The organism is Martelella lutilitoris, from assembly GCF_005924265.1.
Lineage (GTDB): Bacteria > Pseudomonadota > Alphaproteobacteria > Rhizobiales > Rhizobiaceae > Martelella > Martelella lutilitoris.
The window spans coordinates 23138-42767 of sequence record NZ_VCLB01000011.1 but is presented as its reverse complement, the minus strand read 5'-3'; the positions used below and the strand labels follow the sequence as shown (position 1 = coordinate 42767).

Annotated in this window: 18 protein-coding genes and 1 pseudogene; all 19 read left to right on the top strand. The window is 62.9% G+C overall.

The window, feature by feature from the left end; translation table 11 throughout:
* Nucleotides 1-27: 27 nt before the first annotated feature.
* On the top strand, nt 28-537 hold the full coding sequence (locus FF124_RS18760) for a TRAP transporter small permease (RefSeq protein ID WP_138750015.1): 510 nt from the start codon (nt 28-30) through the stop codon (nt 535-537).
* The gene (locus tag FF124_RS18755; RefSeq protein WP_138750014.1) at nt 534-1805 is read left to right on the top strand and encodes a TRAP transporter large permease; all 1272 of its coding nucleotides are present in this window, start codon (nt 534-536) and stop codon (nt 1803-1805) included. The genes FF124_RS18760 and FF124_RS18755 overlap by 4 nt, the downstream gene beginning before the upstream one ends.
* Nucleotides 1806-1842: 37 nt before the next feature.
* Complete coding sequence (locus FF124_RS18750; RefSeq protein ID WP_210237506.1) at nt 1843-3303, top strand: aldehyde dehydrogenase family protein; 1461 nt, start codon at nt 1843-1845, stop codon at nt 3301-3303.
* Between the two features lie 26 nt (nt 3304-3329).
* The gene (locus FF124_RS18745) at nt 3330-3542 is read left to right on the top strand and encodes a hypothetical protein (RefSeq protein WP_138750012.1); all 213 of its coding nucleotides are present in this window, start codon (nt 3330-3332) and stop codon (nt 3540-3542) included.
* Nucleotides 3543-3876: 334 nt separating this feature from the next.
* The gene (locus FF124_RS18740; protein ID WP_138750011.1) at nt 3877-4914 is read left to right on the top strand and encodes an ABC transporter substrate-binding protein; all 1038 of its coding nucleotides are present in this window, start codon (nt 3877-3879) and stop codon (nt 4912-4914) included.
* Nucleotides 4915-4925: 11 nt separating this feature from the next.
* Nucleotides 4926-5786 (top strand): ABC transporter permease, encoded by an 861-nt coding sequence (locus FF124_RS18735; RefSeq protein ID WP_246072554.1) that lies wholly within the window; start codon nt 4926-4928, stop codon nt 5784-5786.
* On the top strand, nt 5783-6574 hold the full coding sequence (locus FF124_RS18730; RefSeq protein WP_138750010.1) for an ABC transporter permease: 792 nt from the start codon (nt 5783-5785) through the stop codon (nt 6572-6574). Before FF124_RS18735 ends, FF124_RS18730 begins: the two co-directional genes overlap by 4 nt.
* An 8-nt stretch (nt 6575-6582) precedes the next feature.
* Nucleotides 6583-7659: an ABC transporter ATP-binding protein gene (locus FF124_RS18725; RefSeq protein WP_138750009.1), complete on the top strand. Its 1077-nt coding sequence runs from the start codon at nt 6583-6585 to the stop codon at nt 7657-7659.
* The gene (locus FF124_RS18720; RefSeq protein WP_138750008.1) at nt 7656-8588 is read left to right on the top strand and encodes an N-carbamoyl-D-amino-acid hydrolase; all 933 of its coding nucleotides are present in this window, start codon (nt 7656-7658) and stop codon (nt 8586-8588) included. The genes FF124_RS18725 and FF124_RS18720 overlap by 4 nt, the downstream gene beginning before the upstream one ends.
* Nucleotides 8589-8624: 36 nt before the next feature.
* On the top strand, nt 8625-9257 hold the full coding sequence (locus FF124_RS18715; protein WP_138750007.1) for a helix-turn-helix domain-containing protein: 633 nt from the start codon (nt 8625-8627) through the stop codon (nt 9255-9257).
* Complete coding sequence (locus tag FF124_RS18710) at nt 9254-11095, top strand: adenine deaminase (protein ID WP_138750006.1); 1842 nt, start codon at nt 9254-9256, stop codon at nt 11093-11095. The genes FF124_RS18715 and FF124_RS18710 overlap by 4 nt, the downstream gene beginning before the upstream one ends.
* Nucleotides 11096-11099: 4 nt before the next feature.
* The gene (locus FF124_RS18705; RefSeq protein ID WP_187327008.1) at nt 11100-12266 is read left to right on the top strand and encodes an alanine racemase; all 1167 of its coding nucleotides are present in this window, start codon (nt 11100-11102) and stop codon (nt 12264-12266) included.
* Nucleotides 12267-12331: 65 nt separating this feature from the next.
* A pseudogene (locus FF124_RS21080) lies at nt 12332-12421 on the top strand (IS6 family transposase); the annotation flags it as partial.
* 307 nt (nt 12422-12728) lie between these two features.
* Nucleotides 12729-13427, top strand: a complete 699-nt coding sequence (locus FF124_RS18695; protein ID WP_138750004.1) for a GntR family transcriptional regulator — start codon at nt 12729-12731, stop codon at nt 13425-13427.
* 152 nt (nt 13428-13579) lie between these two features.
* Complete coding sequence (locus FF124_RS18690) at nt 13580-14839, top strand: NAD(P)/FAD-dependent oxidoreductase (RefSeq protein ID WP_138750003.1); 1260 nt, start codon at nt 13580-13582, stop codon at nt 14837-14839.
* Between the two features lie 168 nt (nt 14840-15007).
* Entirely contained in the window at nt 15008-16141 is a 1134-nt protein-coding gene (locus tag FF124_RS18685) for a M24 family metallopeptidase (protein WP_138750002.1), read from the top strand.
* 97 nt (nt 16142-16238) lie between these two features.
* Nucleotides 16239-17279 carry an Ldh family oxidoreductase gene (locus FF124_RS18680; protein WP_138750001.1) on the top strand — a complete coding sequence of 347 codons (1041 nt, stop codon included), beginning with the start codon at nt 16239-16241 and terminating at the stop codon, nt 17277-17279.
* A 22-nt stretch (nt 17280-17301) separates the two neighbouring features.
* Nucleotides 17302-18825 carry an aldehyde dehydrogenase (NADP(+)) gene (locus FF124_RS18675; RefSeq protein WP_138750000.1) on the top strand — a complete coding sequence of 508 codons (1524 nt, stop codon included), beginning with the start codon at nt 17302-17304 and terminating at the stop codon, nt 18823-18825.
* Nucleotides 18826-18988: 163 nt separating this feature from the next.
* Nucleotides 18989-19555 carry a GNAT family N-acetyltransferase gene (locus FF124_RS18670; RefSeq protein ID WP_246072551.1) on the top strand — a complete coding sequence of 189 codons (567 nt, stop codon included), beginning with the start codon at nt 18989-18991 and terminating at the stop codon, nt 19553-19555.
* Nucleotides 19556-19630: the final 75 nt, after the last annotated feature.

The following is a 19630-nucleotide window of genomic DNA, read 5'->3' as shown; positions in this document are numbered from 1 at the left end:
CGGCAGATCCCTGTGCGGGAGATATCCATGAAACATGTCAGAATGCTCGACCGGTCCCTGTTTCGCCTGGAGCTTTGCATCGCCGTGCTTGCGATGACGGGGCTTGTGGCGATCCTGATCGCGCAGGTGATCTGCCGTTACCTGCTGCAATCGCCGCTGTTCTTTGCCGAGGAACTGGCGCTCGTGCTCATGATTGTCGCGACCTTCGCCGGTTTCAGCCTGATGGTGGCGGAAGGGCGGCTGATCACGATCGACCTTTTCGGTGGACGGGTCGGCGCTCGCGTCCATGCCGTCATCGGCTGGGCGATGCGGCTGACGGTGCTTGCCCTGGCGGCGGCACTGACAGCCTTTTCCATCCGCTATCTGATGGTGCCCTGGGTCTGGGCGGAACACTCCGCCACGCTTGGCCTGCCGCGCGCGCTTCTCTATGCGATCGTGACCGCGGAACTGTGTTTTCTGGTGTTCCATCAGCTTGTGCAGCTTGTTGATACCTGGCCTTTCCGCAGCGGCCGGCAACATGTTGAGGGCGCGACATGATCACACTGGCCGCCTTCTTTCTCTTCCTGTGTCTCGGCCTGCCGATCGTCTTTCTTTTGCTGATGGCGGCGATTGTGTTCGCATGGACCAATGACGCCTCGGTCCTGTTCGACAGTTTTCTCGTGCAATCGGTGAAAGGCATCGAAGCCAACGGGTTTCTGGCCATCCCGCTCTATATGCTGGTGGGCGAGATCATGAACCGGGGCGGCATTACCGAGCGGCTGATCCGCACATCGATGCGGATCGTCGGCCGGATGCGCGGCGGATTGGCCTTCGTCAACGTGCTGACAAACGCATTCGCCGCCGCCATTCTCGGTTCGGCGACCGCGCAGATCGCGATCATGTCGCGCTCCATCGTGCCGGAAATGGAGCGGCAGGGCTACAATCGTCAGTTTGCCACCGGCCTGACTGTCGCCACCGGGCTTCTGGGGCCGATCATTCCGCCCTCGATGCTGATGATCATCTATGGCGTTCTGGCCTATCAGTCGGTGGCGGCGCTGTTCATTGCCGGGCTCATTCCCGGCCTGTTGCTCATGGCAGCCTTCTTTGTGACGGTCTGGCTGTCGAAGTCGCATCTGCCGGAGGTGGACGAGAGCCGGCTTCCGGGCGGAACCTGGCGCGACATCGCGGCGGATGCGCTGCCGGGGCTCATTCCGCTGACGATCATCTGGGGCGTCGTCTCTGGCGCCATGACGCCGACGGAAGCCGGAGCGCTGGCGGCGGTGGTCGCGCTCGTGCTGTCGACGGTGGTCTATCGCCGGCTCGGGCTTCGCGATTTCGTACCGATCATGCACAATGTCGTGCTGTCCTCCGCTTCGATCATCATGTTGATCGGCTTTGCCACGCTTCTCGGCTGGACGCTGGCCTATGAGGCCGTGCCGGATATGCTCGCGCGCGGGATCGCCTCCGTCGCGATTGGACAGGTAAGCTTTCTCGTTCTTGTCTGTGCCGCAGTGTTCGTCCTGGGGATGTTTCTCGACGGGATCGGCGTGCTGATCGTGACCGTCCCGGTGCTGTTGCCGATCGCCGGCCAATTCGGCGTCGATCCGGTGCATTTCGGCGTGGTGCTGGCGATCGCCACGCTGACCGGGTTGGTATCGCCGCCCGTTGGGCCGGGGCTCTATCTCGCCATGGATGCCACGGGGTTGAAGATGATGCAGGTGTTTCGCGGCGCGTTGCCGTTTCTCGCGGCCTTCCTGGTGGTTCTGGCGATCATCATCCTGCTGCCTGCCCTTTCTGTCTGGTTGCCCTCGGTCGCCGGATTGTAATTAACCTGATGTATTTCAGGAGCGTATGGAGGAAACCATGAAAGCGCAGACATCATCGCCGGCCTATGAGGGCTTCACGGGGCAATATATCAACGGGCAGTGGTGCGCCGGTTCGGCGATGCGCGAGCTCGAGGATATCAACCCCTACGACGACAGCTTGCTGACCCGGATCGCCATGGCGGGGCGGGACGATCTCGACAGGGCCTATGAGGCCGCGCGCGCGGCGCAGAAAGCCTGGGCGCTCGCCCTTCCGAAGGAACGGGCGGCGATCTTCCAGAACGCGGTCGGCATTCTCGACAGCCGGCGCGCCGAAATCATCGGCTGGGTTATCCGCGAATCCGGTTCCACGCGGATGAAAGCCACGGCCGAGTTCGAGGCGGTTCGCGCCGGCATGGCCGAAGCCGCCAGCATGCCCTACCTGATGCATGGCATGATCATGCCGGTCGATCACCCGGGAAAGGAGGCGCGCGTCTACCGCAAGCCTGTGGGGGTGATCGGGGTCATCAGCCCGTGGAATTTTCCGCTGCATCTCTCCAACCGTTCGGTCGCGCCGGCCATTGCGCTCGGCAATGCGGTGGTGCTCAAGCCCGCGAGCGACACGCCGGTGACCGGCGGTCTTCTTCTGGCGAAGATCTACGAGGAAGCAGGCCTGCCCGCCGGCGTTCTCAATGTGGTGATCGGCGCAGGGTCGGAGATTGGCGATGCCTTCTGCGCCCATCCGATCCCGCGGATCATCAGCTTTACCGGCTCGACCGAGGTCGGCCAGCGAATCGCGCGGGTCGCCGCCGGTTCAAGCCGGTTGAAAAAGCTTGGTCTGGAGCTTGGCGGCAATGCGCCGCTCGTCATTCTCGATGACGCCGACATTGCCACGGCCGTCAATGCCGCGCTTGTCGGACGTTTCCTGCATTGCGGGCAGATCTGCATGAGCACCAATCGCATCATTGTCGATAAAGCGCTCTATGACGATTTCCTGGATGCCTATTGCGCAGCGGTGTCGGGCATCAAATGTGGTGACCCGAATGCCGAGGATACGATGATCGGACCTCTGTGCAATGATGCGCAGGTCCAGTCCGTCACCGGACTGATCGAGTCCGGTCGCCAGCAGGGTTTCGATCTGCGCGTCTCCGGCGCGGTGGAGGGGCGGATCGTGCCGCCGCACGTCTTTGCCGACGTCGCCCATCACTCGCGCCTGGCGCAGACGGAGATATTCGGGCCCGTCGCCCCGGTGATCCGCGCCGCCGACGAAGGCGAAGCGCTCGCTTTCGCCAACGATACCGAATACGGGCTCTCAAGCGCGGTGATCACCGGAGACGAGCAGCGCGGAATGCGTTTCGCTCAGAGCGTGGAAGCGGGAATGACCCACATTAACGACATCACGATCCATGATTTTCCACACGTGATGTTCGGCGGCGAAAAAAACTCCGGCCTTGGCCGCTTCAACGGTCACTGGATCATCGAGGAGTTCACCACGGACCATCTTGTGACCGTGCAACGATGAAAGACGCTTGTTTACCGAAAAAGGCAATGAAACAGGACAAGCCGTTTACGTTGATGGGTGGAAAAGGGCAGTGCTCCGGTCGAACGGAACAGGAGCTATCACCGCGAACCCACATGAATATCTGGCGGCTGGTCCCAGACTTTCGGGCAATAGCCTCGTTATTCGGGCAGGGCTTCGGCATCGCGCTGGTTCACAACAAGAACGTGCCGATGTTCCTGCGTGCTGAGCCGTTCCGATAACGCCTCGCCAGTCCCGATCCCTTCAAGACCTGATGCTTTCTCCTCTCCTCTGCGGCCTTGTTTTGCGGCAAGATCAATGGGGCTCAGAAGTGTCGTATCAAGGCCGGGCTATGCAGCCCTGATTGAAAAAACGGGATCAAATCTCGAAGACAATTCCCCCAACTCCCGTCAGATCTCGGCGCCAATCAATGTCCCGGTTTCGAAACGAATCGACATGGGGAGGTGTGGCCTATAATTTAGGCATAGAATTCCACTGCATAAAAATTGACATGTCTCCAATAATTCTCTAGTTGGAAAAAAGTTTTCCTTATCGAGATATTGAAGGACCTCCCGCATGCCGCTTTCCAAGTCTTTTCTCCGGGCAAGCGCCGTTGCCGCGCTTCTCGCCCTTCCCGCCGTTTCGGCTCATGCCGAGGAAACCTTCGTCGTTTCCAACTGGGGCTATTCCAACGATTTCTACGAGCCCTTCATCTTCGAGCCCTTCGAAAAGGCGCATGATGTCAAGATCGTCGTGGAAACCGGCGGTGCGCCGGAGCGTCTCAACAAGGCCCGCATTCGCGGCGGCGTCGACGTCATCCTGCTGACCGACAAGTTCTCCCAGATCGGCATCAATCAGGGCGCATTCGAGACGATCGACTCCTCCAAGCTCTCCAATTTCGATGAGCTCTACGATGCCGCCAAGAACCCGCAGGGCGATTATGGTCCGGCCTACACCTTCGGCCGCTATGGCATCGTCTATGACAAGACCCGCACCGACACGCCGATCACCTCGTGGTGCGATCTGTGGCGTGACGATTTTGCCGGCGCCGTCGCCATGCCGGCCTTCAACACGACCGGCGGTCCGCTGACGGTGATGATGGCCGGCAAATGCGCCGGCTCGGATGCCTTCGAAGACCCCGATACCGCCTTTGCGAAGATGGCCGAGCTGAAGCCGAACATCGTCAAGACATTTTCCTCGGGCTCGGAGCTCACCAATCTGCTTTCGACCGGCGAGGCCTTCATCGGTCTGGCGCAGGACTATGCCTTTCCGGCCATCCAGGCCGCCAATCCGAATATCGGCTGGGCCGAGCTTTCCGAAGGCGATTTCCGGATGATGAACACCTACAACATCCCGAAGAACGCCAAGAACAAGGAGCTGGCGCTCGCCTTCATCGATTTCTCGATTTCGATGCAGGCACAGAAGGATGCGGCGATCGAACTGGTCAGCGGTTCCGGCCCGGTCAACAAGACCGTGGAACTGACGCCTGAACAGGCATCCCAACTCGTCTATGGCGAAAAGGCCGTACTCAGCATGCAACCGACGCCCTACGACAAACTTCTCGACGTCAATGACGACTGGGAACGCCGCTGGAACGAAGTCTTCGGGCGCTGACGGAATCCAAATTGTCGTCCCGCGTCTCCATCGTTCAGCGCATCGGCGCGCTTGGCCCGTGGTTGCTGGTTCTGCCGGCAACCGCGGTGCTGCTTTTCATCCTGGTCATTCCGGTGGCGGGCACGCTTGCCGAAAGCTTCTCCAATCCGGCCGGGCTTTTCGCCAACTACCGCGATTTCTTCGCCGACAGCTATAACCGAACGGTGATGATCCGTTCGTTCCGCATCGCCTTCCTGTCGACGCTGACGGCGCTTATTCTCGGTTTCGGCGGCGCCTATATGATCGCCAATGCGTCGCAAGGGGTGAAGCGCGTCCTGCTGATCCTGTCGGTCTTCCCGCTGCTGACGAGTGTGGTTGTGCGTTCCTTTTCCTTCATGGCGATCCTCGGTCGCAACGGCGTGGTCAATACCGCGCTGATGAAGCTCGGCATCATCAGCGAACCCTTGGAAATGCTCTTTACGCAAGGCGCCGTTATTGCGGGCCTTGCCTATCTGTTCACGCCGCTGATGATCCTGTCGCTGGTCGGCGTGCTGGAGAACATCGAGGATGACCTCTATCTCGCGGCCGGTTCGCTCGGCGCCTCGCCGATATCTGTCTTCTTCCAGGTGACGCTGCCGCTGGCCGTGCCCGGCATGATCGTCGGCTCGATCCTGGTGTTCACCGGTTCGCTCGCCACCTTCGTCACCCCGACATTGCTCGGCGGTGAACCGCAGATGACGCTCGCGACACTGCTCTACCAGAAGGCGATGATCTCGTTCGACTGGGGCGTTGCCAACACCATCGCCGCCATCATGATGGCAACCGCGATCTTCTGCGTTGTCGTGCTCGGCACGATCGCCAGCCGCATCTCGGCACGGAGGGCCGTCCATTGACCGGTCGTCGTATTCATCCGCTCTCGAAGCTTTTCGGTTGGCTGGTCATCCTGTTTCTGGCGGGGCCGATCGTGATCGTTATCGGCACTTCCGTGTCTGACACGCCCTATCTTGCCTTCCCGCCGCAGGGCTTCACGCTCAAATGGTATGCCAATGTGTTCAATCACAGCGGCTTTCTCGACACCTTCATCATATCGATGCAGGTGGCCATTGGCGGCACACTGATCGCGCTCGTGACCGGGTTGGCGGCAGCCTATGCCCTGACCCGCTACAAGATGAAGATCCCCGGCTGGTACGGTTCGGTGTTCTTCCTGCCGTTCTTCATTCCGGAAATCGTCTTCGGCTTTTCGCTCCTGAAGACGCTGATCGTCCAGTTCCAGCTGCCGATCCTGCCATCGCTCATCCTTGGTCACGCGATCTTGTGCCTGCCCTATATGGTGCGGGTGATCGGGGCGAGCCTTGCAGGCTTCGACTTTTCCATCCAGGAAGCCGCCATCAGCCTCGGCATGCATCCGGTCAAGGCGTTCTGGACCATTGTCCTGCCCAATATCCGCTCCGGCGTGATTGCCGGCATGGTGCTCGCCTTCATCACCTCGCTGAACGACATGGCCGTGGCGCTGTTCCTGACCGGACCCGGCATCTCCACCCTGCCGATCGAGGTCTTCACCTATGTCCAGCAGTTTTTCGACCCGACCGTCAGCGCCGTATCCGTGCTGCTGATGGGCGTCACCATTCTCGTCATGATGCTGATCGAACGCAGCCTCGGTCTGTCGAAGACCGTTCAATAGGAGTTTCCATGGCTGAGAACGCCGTCATCCTGAACAATGTCACCGCCCATTACGGAACGACGCAGGTTCTGCACGGGCTGAACCTTTCCGTCGGCGAGGGAGAACTGGTCTCGCTTCTTGGCTCCAGCGGCTGCGGCAAGACCACCACGCTGCGGCTGCTCGCCGGCTTCCTGCAGCCGACGGGCGGGCACATCTCGGTTGCCGGGCGCGATGTCACCGGCCTGCCGCCGCACAAGCGCGATGCCGGCATTGTGTTCCAGAACTACGCGCTGTTCCCGCATCTGACCGTCGCCGAAAATGTCGGTTTCGGGCTGAAGCAGCGCAAGATGGCGCCCGCCGAACGCGAGAAACGCGTGGCCGGCATGCTGGAACGCGTCGGGCTTTCAGGCTTTGCCGACCGCCTGCCCGCCGCCCTTTCCGGCGGGCAGCGCCAGCGCGTCGCCGTGGCCCGCGCGCTTGCCATCGATCCGCCGCTCCTGATGTTCGACGAGCCGCTTTCCAATCTCGATGCCAAGCTGCGGGTCGACATGCGGGTGGAAATCCGTGAGCTGCAGAAGGCCAACCGCCGCACCGCCATCTATGTGACGCACGACCAGGAAGAAGCCTTTTCCATTTCCGACCGCGTGGCGATCATGAATGCCGGCAATATCGTTCAACTCGACACGCCGGAAGTGCTCTATACCCGACCGGTCAACGCCTTCGTCGCCCGCTTCGTCGGCTTCGACAATCTGATTGCGATGCATGTCATCGCCCGCAACGGTCAGACGGTGACGGCGGAGCTTGCGGGCGGCGAAAGGATCGACCTCGACGAGCGCAAGACCGGCCCGCTGCCGGAGCGTTTTGTCATCGGCGCCCGCCCGGAAGGCCTGACCCTGACGGATGCGGGTCGTGACAATGCGATTGCGGGCAAGTCCCATATGCGTTCCTATCTCGGCCGCGCCTATCAGTACAAGATCGAGACCGCCGCAGGCATTCTGATCGCCAATGGTTCGCTTTCGACCCCGATTGAGGCGGAGCGGAATGTCGGCCTTGCCTTCGACTTCGCCCATTGCTGCATTCTGGAAGACGAGGGGGAGGCGCCATGAGCCGGACCATCGTTGCAGCCGCGGCCCAGATGGGGCCGATCGCCCGCTCGGACACCCGCAAGGCCGTTGTCGAGCGCCTGATCGCGCTTCTCGCCGAGGCAGCATCCAGGGTCGCGGAACTTGTCGTGTTTCCGGAACTGACGCTGACGACCTTCTTTCCGCGCTGGCACATGACCGACCCGGATGAGATCGACGCGTTTTATGAGAAGGAGATGCCCGGTCCGGAGACGCTGCCGCTGTTCGAGGCGGCCAAAAGGCTGAAGATCGGCTTCTATCTCGGCTATGCGGAACTCGCCGTCGAAAACGGCGTGAAGCACCGCTACAACACCGCCATTCTTGTCGACCGCGACGGTGGCATTGTCGGCAAATACCGCAAGATCCACCTGCCGGGCTGGGACAGGCCGCAGCCGGACATGGTCTCGCAGCATCTGGAAAAATACTATTTCGAGCCCGGCAATCTCGGCTTCAACGTCTTCGAGACCATGGGAACGCGCATCGGCATGGCGATCTGCAACGACCGCCGCTGGCCGGAGACCTATCGGGTCATGGCGCTGAAGGGCTCGGAAATGATCCTCGTCGGCTACAACACGCCCGACGACCATACCGGCGATTTCGATTTCGACAGCCTGACGCAGTTCCACAACCAGCTGTCGATCCAGGCCGGCGCCTACCAGAATTCCAACTGGGTGATCGCGACGGCGAAGGCGGGACACGAGGAAGGCTCGAATTTGATCGGCCAGTCGATGATCGTCGCCCCGTCCGGTCAGATCGTCGCCATGGCAACCTCAACCGCCGACGAGGTGATCGTGGCGAAATGCGATCTCGACATGGCGGCCCTTTACCGCAAGACGATTTTCGACTTCGCCCGCCACCGCGAACCGGAAGCCTACCGGCTGATCGTCGAGACCAGGGGACCGGTATCGGACTGAACGCATGAAGACTGTAGCAACCGGGAGGAGACAGAAATGCCAGACGCTGAAGGCGTGACGGCCGAGCACGAAGCCGGTTCGGTTGCCCGTATCCTGTCGGACATGCGCCGGGAGAACGGCTGGACGCTTGCCGAAATGTCGAAGCGCACCGGCGTCTCGATCTCGGCGCTCTCCAAGATCGAGAACGGCCAGAGCCAGCCGGCCTTTTCGGTGCTGACCCGGCTTTCGAGCGGACTCGGCGTCGATTTTGCCGACCTCCTGGAGGGGCGGGGCGGTCGCCCAAGCTTCGCCCGCGCCGCCCGGACCATCAATCGCCGGGGGGAGGGCAAGCGGCTCGAAAACGACATGGGCGTCTACCGGCTGCTCGCCACCGAACTCGCCGCCAAGGCCCTGACGCCGATGGTGATCGACATTCCGCCGGCAGCCGAAAACACCGAGCCGGCCCGCAGCGTCCACAGCGGCGAGGAGTTCGTCTATGTGCTCTCCGGCGATGTGATCTTCGAGATGGTCCCCTACGCCCCGGTCATCCTGGCCGAAGGCGACACCGTCTATTTCGACGCGGCATCGGAGCACGGGTTCTACGCCACTGGCCCCGGCAACGCCCGCATTCTTTCCATCTGCTATTCCGGTTCCGGCGAGGCGCCGGACCACCTCACGGTGTCATCATGATCGATGCAAAATCCGAAGTCCGGCTGCGTCAGCGGCTGACCCTTGTCGCGCTTGGAAAGGCGCCGGCCGACCGTATCCTGCGCGTCGGCTGGCTGCTCGACACGGCAACCCGCACATGGGCCGACAAGCAGGAGATCGTCATCGCCGGCGACCGCATCGCCTATGCCGGACCCGCCGGGTCGTGGCCAGGGACATGCGATGTCATCGACGAGCGCCTCGACCTGATGGCCATTCCCGGCCTCGGAGAAGTCCACAAGCATATCGAAAGTTCGCACCTGACGCCGGAATGGGAGGCCGCGCTGGTAATGCCGCGCGGCAATACCTGGACCTGCGAGGCAAGCCATGAATTCTCCAATGTGCGCGGTTCGAAGACGCTCGATTTCTGGATGACGGCGCGCCAACACGGCTCGCCGCTGAAGATCTTCCCGCTTCCCGGTTCCGCCGTGCCGCCGACGGCCTATGAGCATGGCGGCGGCTATCTCGGTCATGACGAGCAGCGCGATTTTCTGGCCGGCAGCCTGATGGTCGCGGGTCTCGACGAGGTGATGGACTGGCCGGCGGTCTGGAACCCGGAAAACGGGTCCCACGAACGGCTCTGGGGCATGATCGAGGCCACCTTCGCCGCACGCGGCGTTGTCGAGGGCCATGCCGCAGGCATCCGGGACCTGCCAACGATCAATGCCTTTGCCGCCGCGGGTCTGGCATCCGACCACGAGGCTTGGACGGCGGAGGAGTTCTGGGACAAGCTCACCCACGGGCTGTTTGCCGAGCTCCGGCCGCATTCCATGCCCGATGTGATCAAGGGTCTCCTGGAGCGCGGTCTTGCCGACTGGTCGCAGATTGCCTTTGCCACCGATGACCGTTCCGCCTCCGAGACGCTGGAGAAGGGCGCGACCGACTACAATGTCCGGCTCGCCATCCAGTCCGGCCTGGCGCCCGAAATCGCCATTCAGTGCGTGACAATCAATCCCGCCCGGCACATGCGGCTGACGCCCTGGGTCGGCATGATCGCACCGGGCCGTTTTGCCGATGCCGTGCTTCTGTCGGATCTTGAGAACTTCGAGATCGCCGAGGTCTGGGCCGATGGAAAACAGGTCTCCCGCGGCAAGGACTACATTGTTCCCGTCCCCGCCATCGACTGGCCGGACTGGGCCTGCAACACGGTTGATACCGGCGGCACCTTCCAGGCCGCTGACTTCGCGATCCATGCCGAGGCCGGTCGCGAAACGATGACGGCGGCGGTGTTGCGCCCGTTCCATTGGGAAGACGACTTCCTGACCTATGAACTTCCGGTGGAGGGCGGCCTCGTTCAGCGCGACACGGCGCAAAACATCACCAAATTCGCCATCGTCGACCGGTTTTCCGGCAAAAAGTCCGTCTCGAAAATGTTCTGGGCCGGCACGGGACCGAAGACGCCGGACTGCGCGCTGGCAAGCTCGCTTGCCCATGACAAGCATAATATCTGGTGCGTCGGCTCTTCCGATCGGGCGATGGCGACGGCTGTCAACGCGCTGATCGAAACCGGCGGCGGCTGGGCGCTGGTGCGCGACAACACGGTGGTCGCCACCGTGCGCTACGAGATCGCCGGGCTGATGTCGCAACGCTCCGCCGAAGATCTCGATGCCGACATGCAGAAGCTCTACGCGGAAGGCGAAAAAATCGAATGGATGTTCGAGCCGTCCTCCTCGCCGCGCTGGTGGGCCGGCTTTCCCGAACGACTTGCCTTCGCGACGCTGACCTGCGCGCCCTGGCGCTGGGTTCTGGTCGCGCCGTCTAATTACGCGCCGGAGGGGCTCGTCAATGTCGCGACGGGCGAAACGCACAGGATCGTCTGGTAAGGCCATGAGCATCACCGCGGAAACCGCCGCCCGCCCGGCATTCGAAGGCGTGGAGCGGCTCGAAACGCCCTTAGTCGTTGTCGACGCGGCGCGCCTGAAAGCCAACATCGCGCGCATGCAGGCGATTGCCACAGACGGCGGCGTAGCGCTTCATCCGCACATCAAGACGCATAAATCGCTGGCCATTGCCGGCCTGCAGCGCGATGCCGGCGCCAGCGGCGTGACGGCCTCGCATCCCGGTGAAGCGGCCGTGTTCATCCGCGCCGGCTTTTCGCCGGTCACACTCGCCTATCCGTTGGTGCGCCCGGAACCGGTGGCCCGCCTTCTCACACTCGCCGGTGAGCACGGCGTCCGGGTCCGCTTCATCGCTGACAGCATGACGGGCCTTGAAGCCTTGGAGGCCGGCGCCGCAAAGGCCGGGCAGACGGCTGATGTGTTCATCAAGGTGGATGTCGGCTTGCATCGCTGCGGCGTTGATCCTCTGGCCGAAACCGGTATCGCGCTGGCGCAGAGGCTCGAAGCGTCCCTGCTGACGTTCTGCGGGCTGCTGTCCCATGCCGGACAGGCCTATGGCGCCGGAAATGTGGACGGCATTCGCGCGGTGGCCGCGACGGAGCGCCGTATTCTTCTCGACGTCAGGGAGAGGCTCCTGCGCCACGGCATCGAAGTGCCGCTGACTTCGGTCGGCAGCACGCCGTCCCTCATTGCCAATGACGGTTTCGACGGCATCGATGAAATCCGTCCGGGCAATTATGTCTTCTTTGATATGACCGCCGTCCGCCTCGGCATTGTCGGCCGCGAGAGCCTGTCTCTCGCCGTATCCGCGACAATCATCTCCAGGAACCGTGATTTCTACATCGTCGACGCGGGTTCGAAGACGCTGAGCTCCGACCTCGGCGCGCACAGCACGGGTTCGGGCGCGGGGTTCGGCGAGGCGTGGAGTGCGGAGCTCGACAGGCCGCTTTCCGTCGAAAAACTGTCGGAGGAGCATGGCATGGTCGCACGCAAGGGCAGCGATCTTGAAATCGGTCAGCGCCTGCTGATCTATCCCAACCACGCTTGCGTTGTCGTCAACCTCGCTCCCCGCCTGACCCTGCTTGACGGGGGAAGAGCGTCACCGCTCGCAATCGATGCTACCCGAAGAGCCGACGCCTCCGCAAACGCTCCCTGACCGAAAGTGAAGGCGCCAACCAGAGCCAAGCTGCATCCTTGACCCGACGCCGGAGAGGCACGCCATGCCGCTCAGTTCCGTCCCGCCGCCTTACTGCACAAACAATTCGCTTCCATCGCCTCGAAGCGTTCGAAGCATGGAAAACAGCCGCCTGAAACGCCTGAAAATTCTAGAGCCGCTGGCCTTTCTTGGCCTGGCAAACTTAATGTGACTATGCCGCCGGAACACATGCCGCGATTGGCCGCGGCATGAGGTTGCCGGTGAGCCCGCCACGCCGGCCGCGGTTTGCGTCTCTACTCCATACAAAATGTCGACATTTGGCTTATGGCATCCTATGCTTCAGTAATGACGGGTTGTTGATGTCCTCGCTTTGACGAGCCGTTCGCATGTTTTGGGCTTCGCGGAAGCGTGCAAAAACCGGCTGGCGAAGCACCATGAGAGTCTGCGGCATGGGGGAATGGGATGACAGAAGCGAAAATGCGCGGGTCGGGGACCCAAAGGGTTTACGAGACGCTGCGCAAGGAAATTCTGGCGATCGAACTTGCGCCGGGAAGTCCCTTGGACGAGGTTAGGTTGTCGGTGCGGTTCGGCATGTCGCGCACGCCGGTGCGCGAAGCACTGCTCAGGCTTGCAAGCGACGCGCTTGTGACAACGCTGCCCAATCGCAACACCATCGTTTCCGCCATCAATTTCGCCGAAATGCCGTATTATTTCGAAGCATTGACGCTGATGTATCGCATCAGCGCGAGAGGCGCCGCCGCGCGCGCGCCGCATGATCCGGCGTTGATGGCTGAGATCCGCAACCGCCAGGACGAATTCGTCGCTGCCGTGGCGGCCCAGGACGCCTCCGCCATGATCGAGGCCAATCGCGAGTTTCACGTCGCCATCGCCGAGCTTGCGGGCAATACCTATTACACCGGTTTCTTCTCGCGACTGCTCGACGAAGGACGACGTATCCTGCGTCTCTACTATTCCACTTTCGAGGATCGGCTTCCGCGTCAATATGTTAATGAGCACGAGGATATCATTGCGGCGATTGAGGCGGGCGATGCCGAAAAGGCTGACCGTTTGGCGGTCGATCATGCCGAACAGATCGTGCGGCAGATACAGGAATATCTCGCGCGGGAGACCGAGCAGGCGCGCGCGCTGTCACTGGACTGAGAGGCGGCCCCAGGCAATGGCCCGCCAAACGACATCAACACAACAGGGACCTGATGCTGCGAGATCGGAGAATACGTCCGGCGGACGCAGGTTCAGGTCGGCCGGTTGTCGCGGCGACAAGCGACCATCGGTTCCCACGGCGTGAGGAACACATGAAAGACCCATTTGATGCGGACGTTGTCGTCATTGGTGGCGGTATTATCGGCTGCATGGCCGCGCGTTATCTTCTGGCTTCCGGGCGAGAGGTCACGATCCTGGAGCGCAGCGCGATCGCGGCGGGAGCCAGCGCGGGCAATGCCGGCATTCTCGCCTTCCCCGAGATCGTGCCGATTCCCGCGCCCGGAATCACCTGGAAAGCGCCCGGCTGGCTGCTCGATCCGCTGGGGCCGCTCGCCATTCGCCCGGCCTATGCGGCAAGGCTCGCGCCCTGGCTCTGGCATTTCTGGCGGGCGAGCTCCAGGGCCAGTTTCGAGCGCGGGCTCAAGGTTCAGGCGGCGATGATGCGGCTGGCGGTCGTCGAATACGAAGCTGTCCGCAAGGATGCACGGCTGGCGTCCTTTATCGTCAATACCGGCACGCTCGACCTCTATGATAGCGAGAAGAGTTTTGCCGCCGCGGCGCCCGACTGGGCGCGGAAGCGCGAGGCCGGCTTCGCGTTCCACCGCGTCGGCCGCGCCGAGATCGAGATGCTTCAGCCCGGTCTCGCGCCTCAGTTCGAACACGCGATCTACAGCGAGGACGGGCTGCAGGTCTCCGATCCGGCCGGCTTTACCCGCGCGCTCGCCGAAAGCCTACGGGCGGACGGCGCCACGATCACGATCGGAGAAGCCGCCGCCATCGAGCCGACCGAGGCGGGGGCGCGCATCCGCCTTGCCGATGGCGGCGCCCTTGAAGCGCGCACCGTCGTGGTTGCCTGCGGGGCATGGTCGAAGCGGATTGCGAAAAGCCTTGGCGAGCAGGTGCCGCTCGATACCGAGCGTGGCTACAACACCACCTTGCCGGCGACGGCCTTCCCGCTGAAGCGCCAGCTTTATTTCAACGATCACTCCTTTGTCGTCACGCCGCTGTCGTCCGGTATCCGCGTCGGCGGTGCGGTGGAGTTCGGCGGTCTCGACCTGCCGGCGAATTTCAAACGCGCCGAGGCATTGCTGACGCTTGCTAAACGATTCCTGCCCGGCCTTGAGACCGAGAGCGGCGAGCGGTGGATGGGGTTCCGCCCCTCCATGCCGGACTGCCTGCCGGTGATCGACCGTTCGAAGGCCGCGCCGAACGTGCTCTACGCCTTCGGCCACGGCCATCTGGGATTGACCCAGTCGGCGGCGACGGGTCGGCTGATTGCCGAACTGGCCGGGCAGCAAAAGCCATCCGTGAACCTTGAGAACCTGCGCTTCGACCGGTTTTCCGGCCGGTAGGGCGCTCGGTCGTTCCGGCGGGCGACGTCCGTCGGCTACAGCTATGGTTTTTCCTGATTGTAAATGCCCGCCTATCGTGCTGTCGACAAACTGACGACAAATATGGTAGGCGAGTTTGAAGGATGAAAAATCTCGGTCTTTGATCGAGTGAAGACGGAGACCGCTGCGATGACCAACCGCCCCGAACCGATCAGCAAAGACGAACGCAAGGGCCGGATTGAACGCCTGCGCGCGGCCATGCAGACCGCCGGCGCCGAGGCGGTGCTGCTGGGCTCGACCACCAGCCTTGCCTATTTCACCGGCCTTGTCTGGCATCAAAGCGAACGCCTGGTCGGCGCGCTGGTCACCGCTGACAGCCTGACCTATATCGCGCCCGCTTTCGAGGTCTCGAAGATCGAGACGCTGGAGCGGCTCGACGGCGATATCGCCGCCTGGGACGAGCATGAAGACCCCGCGGCGCTGACGGCAAAGCTGCTCGGTCAGGGCAAAACGCTGGCGCTCGACGATGCGCTGCCGTTCGCCATCTATTCGGCGCTTGCTCGGCAGATCGCGCCGGAGCGACTTACCGATGGCGGGCCGATGATCTCGGGGCTCAGGGCGGTTAAATCGCCGGCCGAAATCGCTCTTATGCAATATGCGATGGACGCGACGCTGGAAGTGCACAAGCGCGTCCACGCCATGATCGAACCGGGCATCCGCGCTTCCGATGTGGTACGCTTCATCGACGAGACCCACCGGGCGCTGTGTGGATCGGGCAGCACCTTCGCGATCTGCTCCTTTGGCGCGGCCACGTCGCTGCCGCATGGCGTCGATGACGACCAGACCTATGCCGAGGGCGATATCATTCTGGTCGACACCGGCACCATTGTTGGCGGCTACCAGTCGGACATGACGCGCACCTATGTGAAGGCGGAGCCGTCGGCCGAATTCGCCCGGATCTGGGGAATTGAGCGCGAGGCGCAGCAGGCCGTGTTCGACGCCGCGAAGCCGGGCGTTTCGGCTGAAACCCTCGATCACGCGGCGCGCCGCGTGATCGCAGCCCATGGCCTCGGCCCGGATTATCGCCTGCCCGGCCTGCCGCACAGGGCGGGGCACGGGCTCGGCATGGATATCCACGAAGCACCGTTCATCGTGCGCGGCAATGCCACGCCGCTTCAGCCCGGCATGTGCTTTTCCAACGAGCCGATGATCGTCGTGCCCGAAAAATTCGGCGTCCGGCTGGAGGATATCATCCATATGGGCGAGAACGGGCCGATCTGGTTCACAACGCCCGGCAATGGCCCGACCGAGCCCTTCGCCTGAGCGCCGGGGTTCACATCGACTTCATCCATGGGGCCGATTGTTTTCGGCGCGCTTTCCGCACGGCGCGCATGCAAAACCACGCCTGAAGGGAGACGGCATGAGCGACGACTTCGAAACGATCACGATTGATGACGCAAAGGCGCTGGGCGAGGGCATGCTGCTGGCCGCCGGCTATTCCGAAGACCATGCCCGCACGATCACCGATTGCGTCGTGCGCGCGCAGGTGGACGAGTGCCATTCGCACGGGCTCTACCGCTTGATCAGCTGCCTGGAGCTGATCGAGCGCGGCAAGGTCGATCCGGCTGCCACGCCGGTTGTCGAAGACCGCGCGCCGGCAATCGTCCGCGCCGATGCCCGCCGGGGCGTTTCGCTTGTCGCCTTCGGGGCCGGACTTCCGGTTCTCGCCGAAAAGGCGCGGCATTGCGGGATCGCGGCGCTCGCGGTCAACAATTGCTTTCATTTCTCCGCACTCTGGCCGGAGGTGGAAAGGATCGCCGATGAAGGCCTTGTCGCCATCGCCGTCACGGTCAGCCATGCCTGGGTCGCGCCCGCCGGCGGCAGCAGGCCGGTGTTCGGCACCAATCCGTTTTCATTCGGCTGGCCGCGGCCCGGCAAACACCCCTTTGTATTCGACTTCGCCACCTCGGCGATTGCGCGCGGCGATATCGAACTGCACCGGCGCACGCAAACGCCACTGCCGGAAGGAACCGCGATCGATGCCGACGGCAAGCCCACGACCGACCCGGAGGAAGCCGTGGACGGCGCGATGCTTACCTTTGGCGGGCATAAGGGATCGGCGCTTTCGGCGATGATCGAGCTGCTCGCCGGCCCGCTGATCGGGGATCTCACCAGCGCCGAATCCATGGCGTTTGACGATGACGCCAAGGTCACGCCGTTCCACGGCGAACTGATCATCGCGCTCGATCCGGCCTCCTTCATGGGGCATGCGGCGCTCGACAATCTGAAGCGCGGCGAGACGCTGTTTGACGCCATCGAAGGGCAGGGCGCGCGCCTTCCCTCCGCGAGGCGCTATCGCGCGCGGGCCCGCAACGCCAAGGCCGGCGCGATGCCGGTGCGCACGAACGTGCTCGATGAACTGCGGACACGCGCCGCGGCATCGACACCGAAATCGAACTGACAACCAGACTGAGGATGCACCAATGAAGATCACCGGCGAATTGCTGATCGGCAATCAGACCCGCATGGGCGAAAACGGCACGCTGACGTGCGTGGAAGCGGCCACCGGCAAGGCGCTTTCCGGCGCGTTCGGCGGCGCGAGCGCGGCCGATCTGGACGAGGCGGTTCGGCTCGCCTGGCAGGCTTTCTTCGCCTATCGCGAGACGGCGCTGGCAGACCGCGCCGCGTTTCTGGAAAAGGCAGCCGCTAACATCCTCGCCATCGGCGATCCGCTGATCGAGCGCGCCATGGCCGAAAGCGGCCTGCCGCGCGCACGGCTCGAGGGCGAGCGCATGCGCACGGTCAACCAGCTGCGTCTCTTCGCCGGCGTCGTGCGCGAAGGTGCGTTTCAGGATTTGCGTTTCGACCCCGCCGATGCGGCGCGCACGCCGCCGAAACCCGATCTCCGGCTGCGCAAGGTCGGCCTCGGCCCGGTCGCCGTCTTCGGGGCATCGAATTTCCCGCTGGCGTTTTCGGTGGCGGGCGGCGATACCGCCTCGGCGCTGGCGGCCGGTTGCCCGGTCGTGGTCAAGGCCCATCCGGCCCATCCCGGCACCTCGGAGCTGGTCGCCCGCGCCGTGCAGCAGGCCGTGATCGACTGCGGCATGCCGGCTGGCACGTTCTCGATGCTGCATGATACCGGTTATGAGATTGGCAGCGCCCTGGTCGCCCATCCGCTGATCCGGGCCGTCGGCTTCACCGGCTCGCGCCGGGGCGGTCTCGCGCTTGTAGACATTGCCGCCAAACGCGACATGCCGATCCCTGTCTATGCCGAGATGAGCGCGATCAACCCGGTCCTGTTGTTCCCCGAGGCGCTGAAGGCGCGCGGCGGCAAGATCGGCGCGGCGTTTGCGGCGTCGCTGACGCTCGGCGCTGGCCAGTTCTGCACCAATCCGGGCCTGATCCTCGCCGTCGAAGGCGAGGGTCTGGAAGCCTTCAAGGCGAGCGCCGTTGAGGCGCTGAAGGCAATACCGGCGCAGACGATGCTGACTTCCGGCATCTGCAAGGCCTACCGCGAAGGTGTGGCAAAACTGGTTGGCCACAGCGATGTGACGAAGTTGGCGGAAGGTCAGGAAGGCGATGATTATCACGGCCAGGCAGCCCTTTTCGAAACGACGGCCACCTCGTTCCTCAAGGACAAAAGCCTGCATGATGAAGTCTTCGGCGGTGCTGGCCTGATCGTCAAATGCCGCGATATGGCGGAGCTTGAAACCGTGGTGGACGGCATCGAGGGCCAGTTGACGGTGGCGCTTCACATCGACGAAGCAGACTATCCGGCGGCGGCAAAACTGTTGCCGAAGCTTGAAATGCTGGCGGGACGCCTGCTCGTCAACGGGTTTGGCACCGGCGTCGAGGTGTCTCCGGCCATGGTCCATGGCGGTCCCTATCCGGCAACCTCGGATGTGCGCTCGACCTCGGTCGGCACGCTCGCGATCGACCGCTTCCTGCGCCCGGTGTCCTATCAGGACATGCCGGCGGACCTGCTGCCGGACGCCCTGCGCGGGTAACGGCTGCGCATTGCTACCCGTCGCGCCCGGTTGCCAAGACTGTCGGTACCGGGCGCGATCTCGATTGAACCTGCGCCCGGCTCTCCCCATCTGATGGGATATCGAGGGAGACAGCGGATTGAGTGAAGATCGGAATTCAGCGCCTTTTCGGATCGAGGCCGGCTTGCGTTCGCAACACCGTAATCTCGCCGCGCGGGGATATTGGCGGGCATTTTCGCGCAAGCTGCGCTATCCGCTCGGCCCGGAGCCGAAGGCGGTCGCTTTCATTGAACGCGCAATCGATCCCGACCATGCGATCAGCGCGGTCTCGCAAAACGGCGATTTCCTTGGCGTGGCCGGTTTCAAGTCGCCGGAAGGGGCGTTTATCGGCGGCGGTTTCAGGGACTTGGCGGCAACGTTTGGATGGTTCGGCGCGACATTTCGCGGTCTGTTGATCGGCATTCTGGAGCGTGATTGCGAGCCGGGCACACTGCTTATGGATGGAATTTTCGTCGAGCCCCATGCGCGCGGGAGGGGAATCGGGAAAGCCCTGTTGAAGGCCATCGAGTCACGTGCCGCGGCCATGGGCCTTCACCATGTTCGCCTCGACGTTATCGACACCAATCCGCGCGCCCGCGCCCTCTACGAACGGGAGGGCTTCGTCGAGAAATCCGTTCAAACGCTCGGGCCGCTAAGCCCTGTTTTCGGCTTCTCAACGGCGACCCAGATGACAAAGCCCGTCGGCACCTAGATCATCGGGCGCCTAGTATGAAGCGCCCGATGATCTAGTTTCTTTCCTTTGCCGCGTCGGCAATTTGGGCCGTAT

Excerpts from the sequence above, each read along its gene's own strand:
- FF124_RS18675 (WP_138750000.1), top strand. The coding sequence starts at position 17,302 with ATGAAGATCACCGGCGAATTGCTGATCGGCAATCAGACCCGCATGGGC.
- FF124_RS18710 (WP_138750006.1), top strand. The coding sequence starts at position 9,254 with ATGATCGATGCAAAATCCGAAGTCCGGCTGCGTCAGCGGCTGACCCTT.
- FF124_RS18755 (WP_138750014.1), top strand. The coding sequence starts at position 534 with ATGATCACACTGGCCGCCTTCTTTCTCTTCCTGTGTCTCGGCCTGCCG.
- FF124_RS18680 (WP_138750001.1), top strand. The coding sequence starts at position 16,239 with ATGAGCGACGACTTCGAAACGATCACGATTGATGACGCAAAGGCGCTG.
- FF124_RS18760 (WP_138750015.1), top strand. The coding sequence starts at position 28 with ATGAAACATGTCAGAATGCTCGACCGGTCCCTGTTTCGCCTGGAGCTT.
- FF124_RS18750 (WP_210237506.1), top strand. The coding sequence starts at position 1,843 with ATGAAAGCGCAGACATCATCGCCGGCCTATGAGGGCTTCACGGGGCAA.
- FF124_RS18715 (WP_138750007.1), top strand. The coding sequence starts at position 8,625 with ATGCCAGACGCTGAAGGCGTGACGGCCGAGCACGAAGCCGGTTCGGTT.
- FF124_RS18685 (WP_138750002.1), top strand. The coding sequence starts at position 15,008 with ATGACCAACCGCCCCGAACCGATCAGCAAAGACGAACGCAAGGGCCGG.
- FF124_RS18695 (WP_138750004.1), top strand. The coding sequence starts at position 12,729 with ATGACAGAAGCGAAAATGCGCGGGTCGGGGACCCAAAGGGTTTACGAG.
- FF124_RS18720 (WP_138750008.1), top strand. The coding sequence starts at position 7,656 with ATGAGCCGGACCATCGTTGCAGCCGCGGCCCAGATGGGGCCGATCGCC.
- FF124_RS18705 (WP_187327008.1), top strand. The coding sequence starts at position 11,100 with ATGAGCATCACCGCGGAAACCGCCGCCCGCCCGGCATTCGAAGGCGTG.
- FF124_RS18690 (WP_138750003.1), top strand. The coding sequence starts at position 13,580 with ATGAAAGACCCATTTGATGCGGACGTTGTCGTCATTGGTGGCGGTATT.
- FF124_RS18725 (WP_138750009.1), top strand. The coding sequence starts at position 6,583 with ATGGCTGAGAACGCCGTCATCCTGAACAATGTCACCGCCCATTACGGA.
- FF124_RS18745 (WP_138750012.1), top strand. The coding sequence starts at position 3,330 with ATGAAACAGGACAAGCCGTTTACGTTGATGGGTGGAAAAGGGCAGTGC.
- FF124_RS18740 (WP_138750011.1), top strand. The coding sequence starts at position 3,877 with ATGCCGCTTTCCAAGTCTTTTCTCCGGGCAAGCGCCGTTGCCGCGCTT.